The organism is Rhizobium sp. LjRoot98 (assembly GCF_964252935.1).
Lineage (GTDB): Bacteria > Pseudomonadota > Alphaproteobacteria > Rhizobiales > Rhizobiaceae > Pararhizobium.
This window is the reverse complement of sequence record NZ_CAXUPW020000008.1, coordinates 79,146-99,604: the sequence shown is the minus strand read 5'-3', so window position 1 is coordinate 99,604 and position 20,459 is coordinate 79,146. Positions and strand designations below refer to the sequence as shown.

The 20,459-nt window shown below is 59.0% G+C and carries 17 protein-coding genes and 1 pseudogene; 14 read left to right on the top strand and 4 right to left on the bottom strand.

All coding sequences use genetic code 11. The features are described 5' to 3' along the window. Nucleotides 1-508: 508 nt before the first annotated feature. The 7 genes from ACSQ3J_RS22565 to ACSQ3J_RS22535 all read left to right on the top strand — a co-directional run bounded on the left by ACSQ3J_RS22565 (nucleotide 509) and on the right by ACSQ3J_RS22535 (nucleotide 8,378). Nucleotides 509-1,261 carry a pseudouridine synthase gene (locus ACSQ3J_RS22565; RefSeq protein ID WP_244481927.1) on the top strand — a complete coding sequence of 251 codons (753 nt, stop codon included), beginning with the start codon at nucleotides 509-511 and terminating at the stop codon, nucleotides 1,259-1,261. Nucleotides 1,262-1,683: 422 nt separating this feature from the next. After that, nucleotides 1,684-2,070: a hypothetical protein gene (locus tag ACSQ3J_RS22560; RefSeq protein WP_436040351.1), complete on the top strand. Its 387-nt coding sequence runs from the start codon at nucleotides 1,684-1,686 to the stop codon at nucleotides 2,068-2,070. A gap of 27 nt (nucleotides 2,071-2,097) precedes the next feature. Then, a complete protein-coding gene (locus tag ACSQ3J_RS22555; protein ID WP_060502354.1) occupies nucleotides 2,098-2,718 on the top strand; it encodes an RBBP9/YdeN family alpha/beta hydrolase in 621 nt (206 codons plus the stop codon). A gap of 481 nt (nucleotides 2,719-3,199) precedes the next feature. Continuing rightward, nucleotides 3,200-4,816 (top strand): ABC transporter substrate-binding protein, encoded by a 1,617-nt coding sequence (locus ACSQ3J_RS22550; RefSeq protein ID WP_436040349.1) that lies wholly within the window; start codon nucleotides 3,200-3,202, stop codon nucleotides 4,814-4,816. A gap of 86 nt (nucleotides 4,817-4,902) precedes the next feature. Continuing rightward, complete coding sequence (locus ACSQ3J_RS22545; RefSeq protein ID WP_060502356.1) at nucleotides 4,903-5,853, top strand: ABC transporter permease; 951 nt, start codon at nucleotides 4,903-4,905, stop codon at nucleotides 5,851-5,853. Continuing rightward, complete coding sequence (locus tag ACSQ3J_RS22540; RefSeq protein ID WP_060502357.1) at nucleotides 5,853-6,695, top strand: ABC transporter permease; 843 nt, start codon at nucleotides 5,853-5,855, stop codon at nucleotides 6,693-6,695. Before ACSQ3J_RS22545 ends, ACSQ3J_RS22540 begins: the two co-directional genes overlap by 1 nt. Nucleotides 6,696-6,698: 3 nt before the next feature. After that, complete coding sequence (locus ACSQ3J_RS22535) at nucleotides 6,699-8,378, top strand: ABC transporter ATP-binding protein (RefSeq protein ID WP_060502358.1); 1,680 nt, start codon at nucleotides 6,699-6,701, stop codon at nucleotides 8,376-8,378. A gap of 66 nt (nucleotides 8,379-8,444) precedes the next feature. Here ACSQ3J_RS22535 and ACSQ3J_RS22530 read toward each other — a convergent pair whose 3' ends face one another. Then, nucleotides 8,445-9,908: an aldehyde dehydrogenase family protein gene (locus tag ACSQ3J_RS22530; protein WP_060502447.1), complete on the bottom strand. Its 1,464-nt coding sequence runs from the start codon at nucleotides 9,906-9,908 to the stop codon at nucleotides 8,445-8,447. A 261-nt stretch (nucleotides 9,909-10,169) separates the two neighbouring features. Here ACSQ3J_RS22530 and ACSQ3J_RS22525 point away from each other — a divergent pair, with 261 nt between their 5' ends. Further along, nucleotides 10,170-11,024: a GNAT family N-acetyltransferase gene (locus ACSQ3J_RS22525; protein WP_060502359.1), complete on the top strand. Its 855-nt coding sequence runs from the start codon at nucleotides 10,170-10,172 to the stop codon at nucleotides 11,022-11,024. A 116-nt stretch (nucleotides 11,025-11,140) separates the two neighbouring features. Next, nucleotides 11,141-11,617, top strand: coding sequence for an Lrp/AsnC family transcriptional regulator (locus ACSQ3J_RS22520; protein ID WP_060502360.1), 477 nt, complete (start codon nucleotides 11,141-11,143; stop codon nucleotides 11,615-11,617). Between the two features lie 29 nt (nucleotides 11,618-11,646). On the opposite strand, the pseudogene ACSQ3J_RS22515 reads toward ACSQ3J_RS22520, so the two are convergent. Then, nucleotides 11,647-12,689, bottom strand: a pseudogene (locus tag ACSQ3J_RS22515) (tartrate dehydrogenase). Nucleotides 12,690-12,852: 163 nt separating this feature from the next. On the opposite strand from ACSQ3J_RS22515, the gene ACSQ3J_RS22510 reads away from it, so the two are divergent. The 5 genes from ACSQ3J_RS22510 to ACSQ3J_RS22490 all read left to right on the top strand — a co-directional run bounded on the left by ACSQ3J_RS22510 (nucleotide 12,853) and on the right by ACSQ3J_RS22490 (nucleotide 18,717). Further along, a complete protein-coding gene (locus ACSQ3J_RS22510) occupies nucleotides 12,853-14,307 on the top strand; it encodes an NAD-dependent succinate-semialdehyde dehydrogenase (protein WP_436040345.1) in 1,455 nt (484 codons plus the stop codon). Between the two features lie 21 nt (nucleotides 14,308-14,328). Beyond that, nucleotides 14,329-15,480, top strand: coding sequence for an acetylornithine deacetylase (gene argE, locus ACSQ3J_RS22505; RefSeq protein ID WP_060502362.1), 1,152 nt, complete (start codon nucleotides 14,329-14,331; stop codon nucleotides 15,478-15,480). Nucleotides 15,481-15,507: 27 nt separating this feature from the next. Continuing rightward, nucleotides 15,508-16,728 carry a M20/M25/M40 family metallo-hydrolase gene (locus ACSQ3J_RS22500; RefSeq protein ID WP_060502363.1) on the top strand — a complete coding sequence of 407 codons (1,221 nt, stop codon included), beginning with the start codon at nucleotides 15,508-15,510 and terminating at the stop codon, nucleotides 16,726-16,728. A gap of 62 nt (nucleotides 16,729-16,790) precedes the next feature. Then, nucleotides 16,791-17,717, top strand: coding sequence for a 2-hydroxyacid dehydrogenase (locus ACSQ3J_RS22495; RefSeq protein WP_436040342.1), 927 nt, complete (start codon nucleotides 16,791-16,793; stop codon nucleotides 17,715-17,717). 148 nt (nucleotides 17,718-17,865) lie between these two features. Then, nucleotides 17,866-18,717: a GNAT family N-acetyltransferase gene (locus tag ACSQ3J_RS22490; RefSeq protein ID WP_060502365.1), complete on the top strand. Its 852-nt coding sequence runs from the start codon at nucleotides 17,866-17,868 to the stop codon at nucleotides 18,715-18,717. Nucleotides 18,718-18,806: 89 nt separating this feature from the next. Here ACSQ3J_RS22490 and ACSQ3J_RS22485 read toward each other — a convergent pair whose 3' ends face one another. Both ACSQ3J_RS22485 and ACSQ3J_RS22480 read right to left on the bottom strand, forming a co-directional pair. After that, nucleotides 18,807-19,160, bottom strand: a complete 354-nt coding sequence (locus ACSQ3J_RS22485; protein WP_060502366.1) for a cupin domain-containing protein — start codon at nucleotides 19,158-19,160, stop codon at nucleotides 18,807-18,809. A gap of 15 nt (nucleotides 19,161-19,175) precedes the next feature. After that, nucleotides 19,176-20,453 (bottom strand): NAD(P)/FAD-dependent oxidoreductase, encoded by a 1,278-nt coding sequence (locus ACSQ3J_RS22480; protein WP_060502367.1) that lies wholly within the window; start codon nucleotides 20,451-20,453, stop codon nucleotides 19,176-19,178. Between the last annotated feature and the right edge of the window lie 6 nt (nucleotides 20,454-20,459).

Below are 20,459 nucleotides of genomic sequence, written 5' to 3'. Positions count from 1 at the left end.
CTCCGTAGGAGTGCGAGCCTTTTGCGCAGTCTTGGGTTCCTTCATCCTGAACGCCATCACCGGTTTCCTCATTTGCCATATTCCATCGAAATAGCATCAGGTTGTGGCCGCAGCAAAGGGATAGTGCTTGTCCTTGTCATCCTCACCAAGATACCGCCCCGCCTGAAGAGTTGCCGCCATGGGACAGCGCTTGCGGCTTGACTTCGGGCCAAGCTTGGCTCAATGCGACGGCATGATGCCGCGTATCGTGATCTACCTTCGGCAAGAATGTAAACTTTCGAAAACCGGCACTTATCCTGAACGATTGAGAAGCCCTGGCCCGACGTTCGGGACGGCCAGATTTCTGACAACATCACTCGGCCATTATGGAGCACCCGTTGCAGTTTTTCGGGATTTCGATACCATCCACGTTTGATCGCGCAACGCCCTGCAGATGGGCGGCGCAGTAGCAAACAATATTGCCTGTCTAAACGCAGTTCAGACAGCAAAGCTCCTGGAATACTTCGTCTTGGCAAAACAGGCATCTGATAACGGCGCGCGCGCAACCATCTGCCGTGCACTGTCCAAACTTGGCTATTGCTCCCGCACACAAGCCGAAAAGCTGGTGGCCGAACGGCGCGTGACACTCGGCGGCCGGGTGGTCACTGATATCCTGACATGGGCAGACGTTCATACCGACCTGATCGCGGTCGACGGTGTTCGCATTGTTGCAGAAGCCAGCGTTTATCTCATGCTCAACAAGCCAAGGGGCATGGTGACCACGAGGGTCGATCCGGAAGGGCGGCCAACGGTCTTTGATTGCCTCGCACAGATGGACAACCCTTTTCTTTCCCCCATCGGCCGCCTGGACAAGGCGAGCGAGGGCTTGCTGCTGTTCACCAACGATACGGTGCTCGCTCAGCGCCTGCTCGACCCGGTCACCCATATCGGGAAGATTTATCATGTGCAGGTAAAGGGCATGCCGACCGATGACATGATTGCCCAGATGCGCCACGGCGTCAGCGAGGGCGGCGAAATGCTCAGCGCTTCATCCGTCAAGATCCTGCGCGCAGGAGATAAAAACACGTGGCTTGAAGTCGAATTGCGGGAGGGCCGCTACCGGCAGATCCGCAGAATGCTCAAAGGGCTGGATATCGAATGCCTTCGTTTGATCCGGGTGGCAATCGACGACATAAAGCTGGGTGACCTGGCGAAAGGCAAAGCCCGCGCGCTTGAGCACCACGAGATCGAGATTTTGCGCCGGCGGACAAAAACCGGTTAGGAGCCCTCAAACCGCATCGCTCCATTATCACTTTGATATCGGGCTACGCTACTTCAAATCGACGTTCCATCGGGTGCCAAGGCTCCCGTCAGGTTGAGATGTGCCTGAGCTTCAAGACCAAGCCAGAAAAAAGGGCCTCCAGTAAACGGAGACCCTGAGTTTTGAAGGATCAACCTCCAGAGGGAACAGTTGAAAAGATGGCCCGGGAGGAGAGGGCATCTGGAACTTCAACCGTTGTCAGTATGCTCGATGCAACACCTGCAAACAACGAATGACATCCCGCAGCCTTCTCGAAATTAAACGTTTTGTCCAAAGTCTGATCCCAATCCGCATTTTTGTACCCACAGTGAAGCCTGTCCATCCGCTGAGGCTCATGGGGCATGGGGAAAGCCTCCGCAGGCGGAGGGTCCCGGCAGGCATGGATGTCCACGCCATGCCGGAAGCTGAAAAACACATTCTCCGTCGCGTTTTTCTACGCACTCCATGAACAGCAGTGGCGAATTTCCGCAATCGCGATCATCGATAGCCGGTCGTTTCTTTTGTCTACTGAATTTATGGACAATAATATTCCCTCTACCCGGATCGGCAGGTCATGGGAAGCGCTCTGCAGACGTGAGGACATAATGAGCCTGATCAGACATTTTGACCGCCTTCAGACCCTGAGGGATCAACTGGAAGCGAAACTGGACCTGGACGACGCAGGTTTTTCCAGGATGGGTTACCGGGCACGGTGTGATCTGCGCGAGCGCATAACCGAGATTTCACAGGAAATCTCTGCACTGGAGCGGTCTCCCTATTTCCAAAGCTGACGGCGCTCAACAGTGAGGAACAAACATATGACACCCACCCTGATCTTGCCTGGGTTGAACGGGTCCGATGACGGGCATTGGCAGCGGTTCTGGCTTAATGATAACACCGAAAGCCGGCTGGTCGAGCAGGACGACTGGAAATCTCCGAGAGTTGAAGCCTGGACGAACCGCCTTGAAGAGGTGCTGATTCACGAAGGGCCAGCCTACATCGTCGCCCATAGTCTTGGCTGCCTGCTGGCGGCAAAATGTGCAGACAGGCCCACGGCGAGATTGATCAAAGGTGCATTGCTGGTTGCGCCGTGCGATCTGTCGACGACGGAAAAACTCCATCCAGGTGCAATCCATTTTGGCCGGATGCCCACACGCGCTCTGCCCTTTCCAACAATCACTGTCGGAAGCTTGAACGATATCTATATGCCTCTGGAAAGCCTCTCCCTCTACGCCCGCCTCTGGAAGACGCAGGTCAGAAACCTTGGGCCAGCCGGTCATATCAACATCGGGAGCGGCTTCGGCCGATGGACGGGAGGCTATGAATTGCTGTCCCTGCTGAAAATGAAAGCGAAGTCGCGTAGAAATTACGACCTGCCCCAGGTGCAAAGCGGCGAGGCATTTGCGGGAGAAGCGATCAAATCCGGCATGTCCCACTGAGACAGGAACTGATTTACGGGGCAACACTCAGGCGCGTGCCTCTTCTACCCGCAACAGGCTAACAAAGCATGGTGGAGTTGGTGGATAATATCGACCTGCAGAAATGCCACAGCCCCTGAAATCCGCCCGGAGCTAGGCAAAGGCAGCGTAGTCATCGTCATCTAAGAACAGGCGTCCTCCGGGTTGGAAGCGATGCACCACGCCGGTCGGAACCACTCAATGCCCTCGGAGGGGCAGACCATTCCATAATCAACAGGCCACAGGTGAAATGGGGGTGAACTGTGACGCACAGCACACAACGCCTGTCCGCCAACATTTCATAAAACATTATGCGGTCGCAGTCCTGAAAACCGCGTAACTTTCATCGAATGGCGCGCCATAGTGAGCGGGCGGAGTTTCTCTGCTTTTTGCCAGTCCCCTCGGGGAGGGCAAAGATGCAAAGGCAACCCTCCAATCAATAACAATAGGGAACAGCATCGCCATGACACATCAGTTCGATAAGTCCCGCTTTAACCGGAACGACGACAGCGCAGTCGAGAATGCCATTCGTCGCGGTGCGACCCGACGCGATCTCCTTCGCATGCTGGCCGCCGGCGGCGTCGTTGCCGCCACCGCCGGCATGTTCGCCGGCTCAGCACGAAATGCTGTTGCCCAGACGCCGAAGCGCGGTGGCGCACTGCGCGTCGCGCTCAATTCCACCTCGACGGCCGATACGCTGGACCCGGTGCGCGCCTCCGCCCAGGGAGATTACATGCGCATGTCGACCTTCTACAACAAGCTGACGGTGCTTGATAACTCGTTCACGCCGCAGATGGAGTTGGCCGAAAGCTTCGATACCACGGACGCCAAGGTGTGGACGATCAAGCTCAAGACAGGCGTCACCTTCCACAATGGCAAGACGATGGATTCCGCCGACGTGGTCTATTCGTTGAGCCGCCATGTCGATCCGAAACTGACCTCGCGCGCCAATGCCCTTGCCAAGGCGATGACCAAGATCGAAGCCGTGGACAAGAATACGGTCCGTATCGAACTCGATCAGCCCAATGCCGACCTTCCGGCAATCCTGGGAACCTACCATTTCGTCATCATCCCCGATGGCACGACGGAGTTCACCAAGGCAGTCGGTACCGGTCCTTACATAACGGAAGTGTTTGAGCCCGGCATCCGCACCGTCGGCAAGCGGAACCCCAACTATTTCAAGTCGGATGCCGCTTTCGTCGACAGCATCGAGATGTTCGGTATCCCGGACGAAAACGCCCGCCTTAATGCACTGCTTTCGGGTGATATCCATATCGGCGCTTCGATGGATGCCCGCTCGGCGCCGCTCGTCAAGGCCAACCCCAATCTGCGCCTGATGGTCGCGCCCGGCGGCAGCTATACCAATCTCAATATCCGCATGGACATGGAGCCGGGTTCGAAGAAGGACTTCATCGACGGCGTTCGCGCCCTCATCAACCGCGATGCCATCAACCGCGCGGTTCTGCGTGGTTTCGGCGAGCCGCATAACGATCAGCCGATCCAGCGTGCCAGCCGCTATTTCAACGCCGAAGTCGTGCCGCCGGCCTTCGACCCGGAACGCGCCAAGCACCATTTCGAAAAGGCCGGCCTTCTCGGTGTCGGCATCCCGCTGGTTTGTTCGGAAGCCGCCAAGGCCTCGCCGGACATGGCGATGGTGCTGCAGCAGGATGCCGCCAAGATTGGCGTCACGATCGACGTGCAGCGCATGCCGGCTGACGGTTACTGGTCGAACCAGTGGATCAAGGCACCGTTCCACTTCGGCAATATCAATGCCCGCCCAACCACCGATATCCTGTTCTCACTGCTCTACAAGTCGGATGCCGCCTGGAACAAGAGCCGCTACGTCAACCCGAAATTCGACCAGATGCTGCTCGAAGCACGCGGTTCTCTGGACGAAGCCCAGCGCAAGCAGATCTACGGCGAGATGCAGGCGATGGTGGCAAAGGACGCCGCAACGATCATCCCCGCCTATATCGCCAGCGCCGATGCCATGAGCACCAAGGTCGGCGGTCTCAATCCGCATCCGCTCGGCATGCTTCAGGGCTATAATATTGCCGATACCGTCTGGCTTGATGCCTGATTAAACAGGATGCGCGGGAGACCGCGCATCCTGTTTGCCGGGTTTGCGGCACTGGATTCCCTGACTGAGCAAGAGGCGCAGCCTATATGAATAAACGCATCCTAGAGATGATCGGCGGGCGGTTGGCGGTCGCCATTCTATCGCTGTTCCTCGTATCACTGGCGGTCTTCTTCATTACGGAGTTGCTGCCTGGGGATACGGCGCAGGAATTGCTCGGCCAAGCCGTCACGACGGAGGCTGCTTCGCAGTTGCGGGAAACGCTCGGCCTCGACCGGCCAGCCATCCTGCGTTATTTTGAATGGATCTTTGGCCTGCTCACTGGTGATCTGGGATATTCGCACGTATCCGACAGGCCGGTTGCAAGTCTCGTGGCGGAACGTCTCCCCAACTCGCTCACGCTTGCTGCCGTCACCATGGCGATCACCATTCCATTGGCGCTCAGTCTTGGCATTTTCGCGGCGATCTGGAAGGGTTCAATTTTTGACCGGGCAATCTCGTCCGTCGCCATCATGCTCGTGTCCTTCCCGGAATTCATGATCGCCACGTTGCTGGTCATGTGGCTGTCGGTTTATTTGCAGTGGCTGCCGGCATTGTCTTTCATTCCGACCACCGCGGACCTGCATACTGTTGTGCTTGCCTACATCATGCCGGTTTCGGTTCTGGTGTTCGGCAGCTGCTCACAGATGATCCGCCTGTCGCGCGCAGCGATCGCCGATGCCATGGTTACTCCTTACGTCGAAATGGCCATGCTTAAGGGCGCCTCGCGCAGCCGCATGGTGCTGGGCCATGCGCTACCGAACTCCGTCGCGCCCATCGTCAATTCCGTCGCGCTCAGCATGTCAGGCCTTCTCGGCGGCGTCATCATCGTTGAGACGGTCTTCAATTATCCGGGCCTTGCCAAATTGATGGTGGATGGCGTCTCTACCCGTGACATGCCGCTTATCCAGACCTGTTCGATGATTTTCTGCGGCTTTTATCTCGTGCTGATCACCGCCGCCGATATCATCGCCATCCTGTCCAATCCGAGGTTGCGTTGATGACCGTTTCCACCGCGCCACGACGCAAGATCCGCTTCCAGATCCGGCCCATCGCCGCTGTCTGTCTGCTCGTTGTCCTGTTCTGGATTATCGTCGCTCTTTTTGCGCCGCTGCTGGTTCATTATCCGGCCGGCGATATGGTCAGCTACGACTATTTCGGCCCGATGAGCAAAGAATACTGGCTCGGCACAGACTATCTCGGCCGTGACATCTATTCCCGCCTGATCGTCGGCACGCGCTATACGATCGGCATCGCTTTCGTTGGCTTAATTCTTGCCGCGCTGATCGGCATCACACTCGGCCTGCTGGCGGCAGCGTTCGGAGGTGTCTTCGACACAATCCTCAGCCGTGCCATCGATACATTTGTCGGCATTCCCAACCTGCTACTGGCGCTGGTCATCGTTGCAGGCGGCGGCTCCAGCATTCCGATCCTGATCGGCGCCATCACCGTCATTTTCTTCCCTGGATGCTACCGTTTCACCCGCTCGATGGCCGTCAACGTCAATGCTCTCGACTTCATCTCCGCTGCCCGGGCACGCGGGGAGGGACATTTTTATATAATGATCCACGAGATCCTGCCGAATATCGCCGGACCGATCATGGCCGATCTCGGCCTGCGTTTCGTACACATCATTCTGCTTCTGTCGGGCCTGAGCTTCCTTGGTCTTGGCGTGCAGCCGCCCAACGCGGACTGGGGGGCGCTTGTGCGCGAGAACATGATCGGCATTTCCTACGGATCGCCGGCCGTGGTCGTGCCTTCACTGGCGCTGGCGAGCCTTGCCCTCGCCATCAATCTTCTGATCGATAACCTGCCGCAGCGCATCCGCGACCAGTTGGAGTAGACCATGACCAAATATCCAAAAACCGCGGGCGAAACGCTGGTCAGTATCAAAGACCTTCGGGTTACAGCCACCACCGACAGCGGCCGCACTATAGAAATCCTCAAAGGTGTTTCCTTCAATGTCCGTCGCGGCGAGGTGCTGGCACTGATCGGCGAATCCGGTTCAGGCAAAACGACGATCGCTCTGTCGCTGCTTGCTTATGCCCGTGCGGGCTGCCATTTTTCCGGCGGCCGCGTGCTGTTTGACGGCGTCGACCTTATCACGCTCGACGAAGGCGCGCGTCGAAAACTGCGCGGCAACAAAGTGTCCTACGTTCCGCAAAGTGCGGCAGCTTCATTCAATCCGTCCAAGAAGATTATGGATCAGGTCGTCGAAGTTGCCGAAATTCACGGCATTCTCGACAAGGCATCTGCGCGTGACAAGGCGATCGGCCTGTTTAGAAGCCTCTCTCTGCCTTCGCCAGAAACGATCGGTGACCGTTATCCACATCAGGTATCGGGCGGCCAGATACAGCGCCTGGCGGCAGCGATGGCACTGCTCGGAGACCCGGAGCTGGTCGTTTTCGATGAACCGACGACGGCACTCGATGTCACCACCCAGATAGAGGTCCTGAAGGCGTTCAAGTCGGCTATTCTCGACCGCGGCATGACCGGCGTTTACGTGTCTCACGATCTGGCGGTCGTGGCGCAGATTTCCGATCGCATCATCGTGTTGAAGGACGGCGAGATTCAGGAAGCCGGCAAGACTGAGCAGATCGTCGGAGCCCCGGCGCATCCCTATACGCAGGCGTTGATTTCGGCTTTCGAGCCGGTGGAAGCCAAAGCGGCCGGATCGCGCCTCGCCAATGGTGCGGTCTTGGAAATGCGCGATGTCGTTGCCGGCTACGGTAATATGAAAAGCGACGGCAAGCCGCATATCATCGCGGTTGACGGTGTCAGCTTTGCCCTGCAACGGGGGCATTCGCTCGGTGTGATCGGCGAATCCGGTTGCGGCAAGAGCACGCTTCTGCGCGTTGCCGCCGGCCTGCTGCCGGCGGCTTCCGGCGCCTGCGTTCTCGATGGGAAAGACCTTCGGCCGCAGGTCAGTGCCCGCAGCAAGGAAGAGTTGCGCAAAATGCAGATCGTCTTCCAATTGGCGGATACCGCACTCAATCCGGCGCAGACAGTCGGCAACATCATCGGCCGGCCACTGACCTTCTATCACGGCATGAAGGGCGAGACGCGCGACAAACAGGTGATCGAACTCCTGGACATGGTTCGCATGCCGGCGCAGTTCCGCCACCGGCTTCCGCGCGAACTGTCGGGTGGTCAACGCCAGCGTATCAATCTTGCCCGTGCGTTGGCTGCCAAGCCCGACGTGCTGCTCTGCGACGAGATCACCTCGGCGCTGGATACCGTCGTTGCCGCCAAGGTGTTGGAACTGCTGAAGGAGCTACAGCGCGAACTGCATCTATCCTATCTGTTTGTCAGCCACGATATCCACACCGTGCAATCGCTTTGCGACGAGGTAATGGTGATGTTCGGCGGCAAGAAGCTGGAAACCTTTGCGGCGGCCGATTTGCACGCCGAGGCACGTCACCCCTACACGAAACTGCTGGCCTCGTCGCTGCCGACGCTCGATCCGGGATGGCTCGACAACCTGAAGCAGGACCCGGAACTGGTGCGCAAATTCGCTCACGCCTGACGTTGAAGATGTCGATACAAACGCACAATGGCCAGGGTCGCACCGGGCCATTGTGCGTTTGCGGAATCAGAGGTCGATGAGGACCGATTTGGTGCGCATCGCGCCCATGTAAGCCTCGCGCCCGAGATCCTTGCCAAGGCCCGAACTCTTGTAGCCGCCGGTCGGCAGGATCATGTCGCGGGAACGACCGTAGCGGTTGACCCAGACGGTGCCGGCTTCAAGCTTGCGAGACATCCGTATCGCCCGCGATAGATCGCGGGTGAATAGACCCGATGCCAGACCGTAAGTCGGATGCGTGGCGAGTGCAGTGGCTTGTTCTTCGCTTTCAAACGTCTGGATGCTGAGAACAGGCCCAAAAATCTCTTCCGTCACCGCCGGATTGTTTTCGTCCACCCCGGCAAGGATGGTCGGAGCATAAAAATAGCCATCGGATTCCATCCGGCAGCCACCGGCAACGATCTCGGCACCGGCAGAGCGGGCGGCATCGACGATCGTTTCGATACGGGTGATCTGTGCCTCAGAGATGATCGGCGAGTAGATCGTCCTTTCATCCCATGTCTTGCCCGGGCGCATCGCCGTCATATGACCAGCGATCTTGGCAGCGAGCTCTTCCGCCACCGGCTTTTCGGCGATCAACCTCGATCCGGCCACGCAGACCTGACCGGCATTGCCGGTGATCGACCGGGCGATACAGGCGGCGGCGAGATCGATATCGGCATCGGCAAACACCACCTGTGGGCTCTTGCCACCAAGCTCAAGCGTCATCGGCTTGATGCCGGTGCGGGCAATGTCCTGCATGATTTGCGCACCGGCGCGGGTGGAGCCGGTGAAACTGATCTTGCCGACCAACGGATGCGTGGTGATGGCAGTGCCTGTGACTGGACCATCCCCGAGCACGACATTGACGAGACCGGCGGGGATGCCAGCCCTCACTGCCAGCTCGGCGAGATAGAGCGTCGAAAAAGGCGTCATTTCCGAGGGCTTGATGACGATGCCGTTACCGGCGGCGAGAGCCGGTCCGAGCTTCCAGGCGGCCATCGAAAGCGGCACGTTCCAAGGAGCGATCGCGCCGATCACGCCATAAGGCTCGTGCAGGATCATGCCCATCTGCGCGTTGGCCGTCGGAACCACCTGACCGCCAGCCTTGTCGGCAAACTCGGCAAAGAAGCGGATGTGGTCGGCACAGGCGACCACATCGCTTTGGCGCGCTTGGGTGATCGGTCTTGTCGAGCACACGGCCTCCAACTGGGCCAGATAATCGGCGTCCTCGTCTATGAGGTCAGCCCAGCGATGCAGGGCGCGGGCGCGATCGCGGGGCATGCAGGTCGCCCAATCGGACTCGCGCTGCACCTTCGCCGAAATCCGGATGGCCTCGTCCACCAGGGCCGCATCGGCGACCGGGATGGCAGCCAGCGGTTTGCCATCGCTCGGTCGCAGGATTTCCAGCGCGTCTGCGCCTTCGACGTAACGGCCGCCGATATAATGACCTTTCGGGAGACGAAGCGTGGCAGGATCAAAGGAGAGTGTCATGCGCAGGTCCATCCGTTCTTGAGCAATCGGCCGACGGCGGGAGCCCGGCCATGGTGCTGACAGGCTAACGGAAAGCGCGTGGGCATTTATGCCGTATCGGCCTTGGCCCGCCGTAGATACTGCGCATTTGCGCCTTGAGCGCCGGCCTGCTGAAATCGCTGCAGAAGAAAATGATGCGTAACCAAGATTAAAGCGCGGAAAATGCTGCCGTTCGTCTCTAGACTGTCGTTCTGTTAGAGGCGGCCATAAGCGGATACCGGGATGGAAACGAGAAAAATCGACAATTTCGAGCTTCAGCTCGTCCCTATGGAAGAGAAGCACATTCCGCGTCTGCATGAGCTTTCGATTGCCGTGAACTGGCCGCACCGCCCGGAAGATTGGGCCGTTGCGCTGGCGCTTGGTGAAGGGGTCATCGCGTTCGATGAGATCGGGAGGCCAGTGAGTTCTGCCATGCTGTTTCCACTCGGCGAAGGCGTTGCCAATATCGGCATGGTGATCACCTCGCCACGCCTTCAGAATCATGGCGCCGCCAGATGGCTGATGGATGAAATGCTGCAGCGGACAAAAGGCAAGGTACGCCGCCTGAATGCCACCAAGGCGGCATACAATCTCTACCTTTCCATGGGTTTTCAGCCCTTTGCGCTGGTACTGCAACATCAAGGGGTGGCCATCGCACTACCGGGCGAAGACGCCCGTGTGCGCCCGATGACAGATGCGGATCGGCAGGCGGTCATCGAGACCGATCGCCGTGGTTTCGGATCGGACCGCAGCCATGTGATCGATCATCTTCTGCCGCTGTCGGAAGCGATGGTTCTGGAAGACCATGGAAAGATCCACGGCTATGCTCTGTGTCGCCGCTTTGGCCGCGGTCATGTGCTCGGCCCGGTCGTGGCAGCAAGCGAACAAGATGCCATCAGTCTGATCCGGCCGCTGATCGCCTTGCACGAAGGCAATTTTCTGCGCATGGATACCCGCCATCCGAACGGCCCCCTGCAGGCGGCGCTTGAACAGGCGGGGCTTGCGCTTATTGATCATGTCACCACGATGCAGTTGGAGCCGGTCGGCACAGAGCCGGAACTGACGGTGTATGGATTGGCCAACCAAGCGCTGGGATGACATAAGAGAGGTAACGGGAGGCCTGCGACACGCTCTTCGTGTTCCGGCAGGATCGCCAAGGCCCGGATATCACTCCGGGGATGGTCTCAAAGGCTCGATAAAACAAGGGAACGCACGTGAAGCTTGATCGCATTGACATTCGGATTTTGCACGAGCTGCAGAAGAACGGCCGCCTGACCAATGTTGAACTTGCCGACCTCGTTCACCTGTCGCCCAGCCCATGCCTGATGCGGGTGAAAAAGCTGCAGCAGGTCGGTTACATTACCGGTTATTCCGCCCATATCGACCTGGCGAAGCTCGGCCCCACCGTGACGGTTTTCACCGAGGTGACGCTCAGCAATCATCGCCAGAACGATTTTTCGCGTTTTCAACAGGCGATCGAAAAGGTCGAGGAGGCAATCGAATGCCATCTCATTTCCGGCGGCTATGATTATCTGCTGAAATTCGTCACAGCCAGTATTTCCGATTATCAGGAACTGATGGAGCGCCTGCTCGAAGCCGAGATCGGTATCGACAAATATTTCAGCTTCATCGTTATGAAATCACCCTTCGTGAAACGGCACCTGCCGCTGCGCACCCTGTTTCCAGAATAACGGAGCAGGCGCGTTACCTTCATCGCCTATCAAGACATCTGATTGATGATTGCCTTGGTGATTTCGCCGGTCGAATTCTGGCCCGGTTGGGTGCCGATTCCAGCTGCAGTGGCCGCTTCGATCGCAGCCATCACACGGGCGGCCGATGCGGTTTCGCCCAGATGCTCGAGCATCATCGCTGCCGACCAGATCGTTGCAATCGGATTGGCTATGTTGAGATGGGCGATATCCGGCGCCGAACCGTGAACCGGCTCGAACATCGATGGCGCGCTGCGGTCAGGATTGATATTCGCCGAAGCCGCAAAGCCGAGTCCCCCCTGGATGGCGGCACCGAGATCGGTGAGGATATCACCAAACAGATTGGAAGCGACGACGACATCGAGCGTTTCGGGTGCTATGACGAAACGGGCGGCAATCGCATCGACGTGATACCGCGAGACCTCGACATCCGGATATTCGGCGGCCAACTGATCGGTCACTTCGTCCCAGAACACCATCGAATATTTCTGGGCATTCGATTTGGTCACCGAAGCCAGCTTGCCGCGGCGCTTGCGAGCCTGTTCGAAACCGAAACGGAGAATGCGTTCCACACCCTTGCGGGTGAAGATCGAGGTTTCGACCGCCACTTCGTCGCTTGTGCCCTGATGCACGCGGCCACCGGCACCGGAATATTCACCCTCGGTATTTTCGCGGATGCAGAGAATGTCGAAATCTCCGCTCGCAGCGGGCCAACCACTCCTGGCAGAAGCCGGTGCGGACGGATGTTGGCGTATTGGGTAAAATTCTTGCGGATGGGCAGAAGCAGCCCATGCAGCGAAACCGAATCCGGAACTTTCTGCGGCCAACCAACGGCGCCGAGCAGGATGGCGTCGAACCCACGAAGTGTCTCGATCCCGTCTTCCGGCATCATACGCCCGGTCTTCAGAAAGGTATCGCAGGACCAGTCGAACCATGTTCCGTCCAATTCAGCGCCACCAAGCGCGCAAGCGCGTGAAACGACCTGCCAAGCCGCCTGCGTAACCGGGGTTCCTATCCCGTCACCGGGGATCAATGCAATCTTGTGAGCGCCCATCCGTGTCTCCTCATGTCTTTCGCACAAGGGTCGCAGACCCGCCCGTGATTTGCTGCCGGTCTCCTTCGAAAGCACAGCATATTCTGCCCACCTCCGGAAAAGAACCGCAGGATCGCCCGCGCTTTGCGTTGCACATATGGATCAAGACGAAAGGACACTTTTCATGCTTGGGCTTTCCGATACCACCCTTCTGAGAACCGGCTGCCTGATTGGTGGCGAATGGCGTGATGCTTCCGATGGAGCGCGCATGGCCGTGGTCAATCCGGCAAACGGACAGATGATTGCGCATGTGCCGGACTGCACGGCTGAAGATGCTGTCGAAGCGATTGCCGCGGCTGAAAGGGCGCTGCCGGAATGGCGTGCCCGACCGGCTGCCGAGCGTGCAAAACTGCTGGAGCGCTGGTCGGCGCTGCTGGCCGGGCATACGGAAGATCTCGCTCGTATCCTGACGCTCGAACAGGGCAAGCCGTTGACCGAAGCGCGCGGCGAAATCGCCTATGGTAATGCCTTTATCAAATGGTTCGCCGAAGAAGCGCGCCGCATCGCCGGTAGCACGATCCCGTCACCGACGGCGGGCCGCCGGATCATGGTGATGAAAGAGGCCGTGGGCGTCTGCGCCATCATCACGCCATGGAATTTCCCGAATGCGATGATCACCCGCAAGGTGGCGCCGGCACTGGCTGCCGGCTGCACGGTCGTCATAAAGCCCTCTGACTTCACGCCGCTTTCGGCGCTGGCGCTGGCGGTTCTGGCCGAGCGTGCCGGCATTCCGGCCGGTGTCGTCAACGTGTTGACAGGCAAGCCCGAGGTGATCGGCGGTGTGCTGACATCCAGCCCGGTTGTCCGAAAACTTTCCTTTACCGGCTCGACGCGGGTTGGTTCGCTTCTGATGCAGCAATGCGCCAGCACGGTCAAACGGCTGTCGCTGGAACTCGGCGGCAACGCGCCGTTCGTTGTGTTCGACGACGCGGATCTCGATCTCGCCGTCGAAGGTGCGCTGCAGTCGAAATTCCGTAATGGCGGCCAGACCTGCGTCTGCGCCAACCGCATTCTCGTTCAATCCGGCATCTACAATGCCTTTTCGGAAAAGCTGGCGGCACGTGTTTCGGCCTTGAAGGTTGGCGACGGTCTTGCGGAGGGCATAGATATCGGGCCGATGATCAACACGGCGGCGGTGGAAAAGATCAGCCGCCACGTCGCCGATGCGCTCGCCAAGGGCGCTAGAATTGTCTCTTCAGCCGCGCCCGGGCCTGAGGGCGCGCAGTTCGTCACGCCGGTTGTTCTGAGCGGCGCCAATATGCAGATGATGCTGGCGCAGGAAGAAACATTTGGGCCAGTGGCTCCGCTTTTCCGTTTCGACACGGAAGAGGAGGCCATCGCCATTGCCAACGATACCCCCTTCGGCCTGGCGTCCTACTTCTACACGCGCGACTTGGCACGGGCTTTTCGCGTGGGAGAAACGCTGGAGACCGGTATGGTGGGGCTGAACACTGGCCTGATCTCGACGGAAGTTGCGCCGTTCGGAGGTATCAAACAATCGGGCCTCGGCCGCGAAGGTTCGCAGCTCGGTATCGAGGAATATCTTGAGACCAAGACGTTCCATATCGGCGGGCTGTGATTGGCAAGGATGATGGCCCGGATGTGTGTTCAGCAAATACTGGCGGATCTGGTGGCGATCCCTTCGCTGCCCGGCACGCCGAATGGCGTGGTCACCGATTGCCTGCTCGCGCATCTCCAGCATGATGGCGTCGAAGTGAGCTTGCTGCCGGGGCCGGAAGGGGATCGGGCCAACCTGTTTGTGACGATCGGCCCGCGTGACCAACCGGGTTACATCCTTTCGGGCCACAGCGATGTCGTTTCTGTCGACAATCAGATCTGGGCGACCGATCCATTTCGGCTTGCCGTGCATGGCGAAAAGCTGACAGGACGCGGCACGACCGACATGAAGGGTTTTCTCGCCTGCATGCTGGCCATGGCACCGGAGTTCGCCGCCATGCAGTTGCGCCGGCCGGTGCATCTGGCTTTTTCCTATGACGAAGAAATCGGCTGTCGCGGCGTTGGGCATATGATTGCCCGGTTGCCGGAGTTATGCGCACCGCCAATGGGCGCTATCATCGGCGAGCCGAGCGGCATACACCCGGTTCTTTCACACAAGGGCAAGCAGGCGCTGGAACTGCGCTTCACCGGCAAGGCGGGGCATTCCTCCAATCCGACGCTCGGCGAAAATGCCATTTACGCCGCAGCCGATATGCTGCTGCATATCCGTGGCATGGCCGAGAGCATGGAACATGACGGGCCTTTTGACGCGCGGTTCATACCGGCCCATTCCACCTGTCAGGCCGGTGTCGTGCGGGGTGGAGCGGCGGTCAATATCATTCCCGATAGCGCGGAAATTCAGTTCGAAGCACGTGCGATACCGGGTATCGACCCACGTTCGCTAAGCGCGCCGATCATCGAACACATCGATGCGCTCAATGCCGAAGCGAAAACAGCGGGCCGTAACCTCTCGGCGGCATGGCGGGAAACCTCCAGCTATCCGGCACTGCCGCCGTGTGAGGATCGAGGGTTTGTCGAGTTGATGGAAAGGCTGAGCGGCAGGTCTTCCGTGCAAGCGGTCAGTTATGGTACCGAGGCGGGCCTTTACCATCAGGCCGGCATTCCTTCGATCATTTGTGGACCGGGCGACATTGCGCGGGCGCATGGGCCGGATGAATTTATCCTTCAGTCCGAATTGCGGGATTGCATGGCGATGCTGCGCGGTCTCGGTGCGGAATTGTGCCGCGATGCCTGACAAGAACATATCAAGGAAAGCTGCTTCATGACCAATGTGGTGACTAAGAACGTTCTCAAACACGCTGGTTTCCAACAGGCTCTCGACCATATCGATGCCGGTTTTGACCGTTTCATTGCGGAATTGATCACGCTCACCGAAATCCCTGCTCCACCCTTTAAGGAAGAGCGCAAGGCCGCCGCCTATCTGGAAATGATGAGGGAGGCCGGGCTCGAAGAGGTCGCCAGCGACGAGATCGGCAATGTTTGCGGCCTGATCCGCGGCACCGGCAATGACGGGTATCTGGTTGTCGCGGCGCATCTCGATACGGTCTTTCCCGAGGGAACCGACGTCACTGTCCGCCGAGAGGGCACAAAACTCTTCGCGCCGGGTATCGGTGACGACACCCGCGGTCTTGCGGCAAACCTGACACTGATGCGGGCCATCAAACAGTCCGGTATCCGGCCGAAAAAGACGATCCTGTTCGTTGGTGATGTCGGCGAAGAGGGCAAGGGCGACCTGCGCGGTATCCGTCACCTGTTCACCGAAGGTAAATATCGAGACCGAATTGACGCGTTCATTTCCGTCGATGGGCCGGAGATGGCGAGTATCGTCAATCAGGCGGTCGGTTCCTACCGTTACCGCGTCACTTTTAATGGCCCGGGCGGTCACAGCTACGGCGCCTTCGGCACAGTCAACCCCGCCTATGCCATGGCGGAAGTGCTGACCGGCCTGTCGAAACTGTATCTGCCAACCGAACCCAAAACGACGGCGACCCCATCCGTGTTCGGCGGCGGCACTTCGATCAACGCAACGCCTGAAACCGTGTGGTTCGAACTCGATCTTCGCTCGCTCTCGCAATCGGAGCTGGACCGGATTGACGGCGAGTTCCATGCCATGCTCGAAAACGCGGTTGCTGCCGAAAACGCCCGCGCTGACATTTCGTCCGGCCCGGTCACCGTCGAAGCCAGGCGTATCGGCCATCGACCGGCAGGTACCGTTGCCGCGAATTCGGCGATCGTCACCTCCAGCATCGACGCGATAAAAGCGTTCGGTTTCGAACCGTCCTTGATGGCGTCGTCCACCGACGCGAACATTCCGATCAGCCTCGGCGTGCCGGCGGTCTGCGTCGGCTCGGGCTTCGGTCCAGATGCCGGCGGCCGGGTGCATTCGCTTGACGAATGGATCGACGTGGAACGCGAAGGGCAGCTGAAATCGCTGCATGCGCTTCTGGCAGTGGTCCTCAGCATCACCGATTTGGAAGACTGAACTTTCTTGGGCAGAGCCCCGCCTGTCGAGCGCGGGAGTGCCTCAAAGCCTGTGGAGAAGCAATGACTTTTCAGATTCTGTCCTATCCGGGACGCGTCGAGACATTTCGCAAGATTTTTAAGCGCGACATGCCGGAGATTGGCTTTGCTGGCTCGGCAGAGGAGGCCGATCCGGCCGATGTGCGCTACCTGATGGCCTGGACTTTCCCGGACAATCTTTCTGCGCGATACCCCAATCTCAAACTGATCTTCTCGACAGGTGCGGGCATCGACCAGATGACCGGCGCCGAGATTCCGCCCGGTGCAAAAGTTGTGCGAATGATCGAAGAGGGCGTTACCACGCTGGTGCGTGATTACGTGGTCATGGGGGTGCTCGGTCTGCATCGTGATCTGCCGGCATTTCTGGCGCAGCAGCGGCAACAGATCTGGAAGACGCGGGATTTCGTCTGGCCGGACCAGCGGCGAGTCGGTATTCTCGGCATGGGCGAACTCGGTATGGCGACGGTCAATGCGCTGCAGCCCTTCGGGTTCAAACTCTCAGGATGGAGCCGCACGCAAAAAAGCATCAAGGGTGTCGATTGCTACAATGGAGCCGATGGTTTGCGCGACATGCTGGCTGGGGCCGATATCCTCGTCTGCCTGCTGCCGCTGACGAAGGAGACCCGCCATATCCTGAATGCTGGTCTTTTCGCACAATTGCCGAAGGGTGCCGGCCTCGTGCATGCGGGTCGTGGTGGCCATCTCGATCAAGACGCGCTTCTCGATGCGCTCGACAGCGGCCATCTCTCCGGCGCTTTCGTGGATGTGACCGACCCGGAACCGCTGCCGCCCGGCCATCGGATGTGGTCGCATCCGCATGTGGTGCTGACGCCGCATATCGCCGGTCACAGCCGGCCGGAAAGCGCGGCCGAAGCGACGATCGCCAACATTCGCCGGTATCTTTCTGGAGAAATACCCAAGGGGCTTGTCGATCCGAACCACGGATATTGATCCGCGATCGCAGGCGGTATGCCGCCCTCAGGCAGCAATAGCCGGCACACCTCCAAAACTTGGCAGAAAATGCGGCCATGACGCCCTCGCCGAAGCCTTACACCGGACAACGTGTGCGATGATCGGGTGTTATCGCAGTGGAGGCATCATGCAGACCATTACCGCTTCTGACATCACCATCGTCGATCTGGGCCTTGCCGATACGGTGGAAGCTCAACGCCTTTCATCACAGGAATCCTGGCCGCATCGCGTGGAAGACTGGCAGTTCTTGCTGGATATCAGCCAGGGCGTCGGTGCGATCCGTGACGGCAAGCTGGTGGGAACGGCGGTGCTGACGCCCTATGGCAATACGGCTGCCACCTGTAACATGATTATTGTCGATCCGGCCCTGCGTGGTCTTGGGCTCGGCCGCCGGCTGATTGAAAGGCTCCTGGAGCAAGCGGGTGGGCGCGAATACCGGCTGATCGCCACCCAGTCGGGTCTGCCGCTTTACGAAAAACTCGGCTTCGTCGCGACTGGAAGAATCCGGCAGCATCAAGGTTTGGTCAAAGCCGTCGCCGCGACGGCAGAGGTGAGCGAGGCGACCCACGACAATCTCGCCGATCTGATCGCCCTCGACAAGGCAGCGCTCGGCCTGGATCGGAGTGCGCTGATGGCGAAACTGATCGCCGAAAAACCGTTTCTGCTACTTCGCGACCAAAACGGTTTGCGCGGCTTCGCCGCCTCCCGCCCGTTCGGCCGTGGTTACATTCTCGGGCCGCTGGTGGCGCGTGACGATGAGGCGTACCGAATTCTTCTCAACGCCTCCATAAAACGCCACGAAGGAGAGTTTCTGCGTATCGATCTGACAGAGGCTGCTGCAGGTGACGCCGCATTGGTCGAAGCAGCTGGGCTGGTGCATGTCGGCGGCGGTATCGCCATGACGCGGCCAGGAGCCGAAGGTGTCGATGTGGCTGGCGAGGCGCGCGTCTATGCGTTGGCCAGCCAGGCCTTGTGCTGACGCTTCAACTTCCATTGCAAGGATCAAAAAGAAGCCCGGAGACAGCGATGTCTCCGGGCCTAATCGTTGGGGGAGCTTGTTTGTTCAGATCAACCGACGATGATGTAGATCTTGCGAACGGTCTCTATCGTCTTCCAGGTACCGACATAACCGGGCTTCATCATGAAGCTGTCGCCCTTCTGGAAAATGCGCGGTGCATGGCCCTGTTCGGTCAGTTCGACAACACCTTCGAGCAAATGGCAAAACTCGAATTTTTCGCCCTTGATGGAATGGTTTGAACCCGGCGTGGCTTCCCAGATGCCGGTGATGACTTCGCCGCTGCGGGCATCGTCGAAAGCCCATGTGCTGTAAGTGGGATCACCTTCGATAAGCTTGTCCGGATCACATTTCTTCACCGTCGGCGTGCCGAGTTTGGACTGATCGAATTTGATGAGAAGGCTCATGTATTGCTCCTGAATTTATTGGAAGCGGTCGAGCGCCTTATAATAGGCGCCGACCAGGGGAAGAAACCAAGGCTTGCCGAAATGACCGGGAACAGCGTTCCAGGCGAGACCATCCCAGGGGTTGCGGTTGATGCGGCCGGTCATCAGATCGGCCATGATTTCACCCATATGGGTGGCGAGTTGTGCGCCATGGCCGGAATAGCCCATGGCGTAATAGAGACCGTCGGCTTTGCCGGCGCGCGGATAGCGATCCTTGGTCATATCGACCAGTCCGCCCCAGCAATAGTCGATGCCGATATCAGCTAGGTGCGGAAAGATCTTTGCCATGCTGTCGCGCAGGATGGCGCCGGCCTTGGCATCCGACCGTTGATCCGAACTTGCCGAAAAGCGTGCACGTCCGCCCCAGATAAGCCGGTTGTCCGGTGCGAGACGGAAATAATTGCCGACATTCATAGTGTTGACGTAGGTGCGTTGACCCGGCACCGTTGCCGCCACTTCGTCATCCGTCAGCGGCCGTGTGGCGATCAGAAAACTGCCGACCGGAATGATACGGCGGCGGAAAAAAGGGAAGGCCGCGGTGGTATAGGCTCCGGTCGCCAGCAATACTTTCCCAGCGAGAATATCGCCGTGCGGCGTCTTCAGTCGCCAGACATTGCCTTCGCGCTCACGCCCCGTTACCGGCGTATGCTCGTGAACGACAGCACCGTGGCGGGCGGCGGCGGTTCCCAGCCCGCTGACAAAACGCCCCATATGCATCATTGCGCTTTTCGTCTGCAGCATGCCACCGTGAAAGGCGTCTGAGCGGACCTCGTTCACCAGGTCGGCGCGGCTGAGCATTGCCGTATCCGGGTCGGCATCGCTGTGGAGTGCTTCGAAATTGCGGGCGAGGTTTTCGTAATGGGCCGGTTTCGAGGCGAGCTTCAGCTTGCCGGAACGGCGAAAGTTACAGTCGATATTTTCTTCCGCAATGATCCGCTCGATGGTGGCGATGCCATCGTCGAAGGCCCTGTAGATCGCCCGTGCCTTATCGGCGCCAAAGGTCTCACGGGCATGGGCGTAACTGTGGGCAATGCCGTTGTTAAGATGTCCGCCGTTCCTGCCCGAGGCCCCGAAGCCAACGGTCTCTGCCTCAAGTACCACGACGGAATGTCCCTCCTGAGCCAGCTTGCGCGCGGCACCAAGCCCGGTGAGCCCCGCGCCGATGACCGCATAGTCGAAACTGCCGCCGCCGGCATCGAGCGATGCCGCTTCGAAGGTGGGAGCCGTATCGTGCCAGTAGGAGAGGTATTTCATCTCATC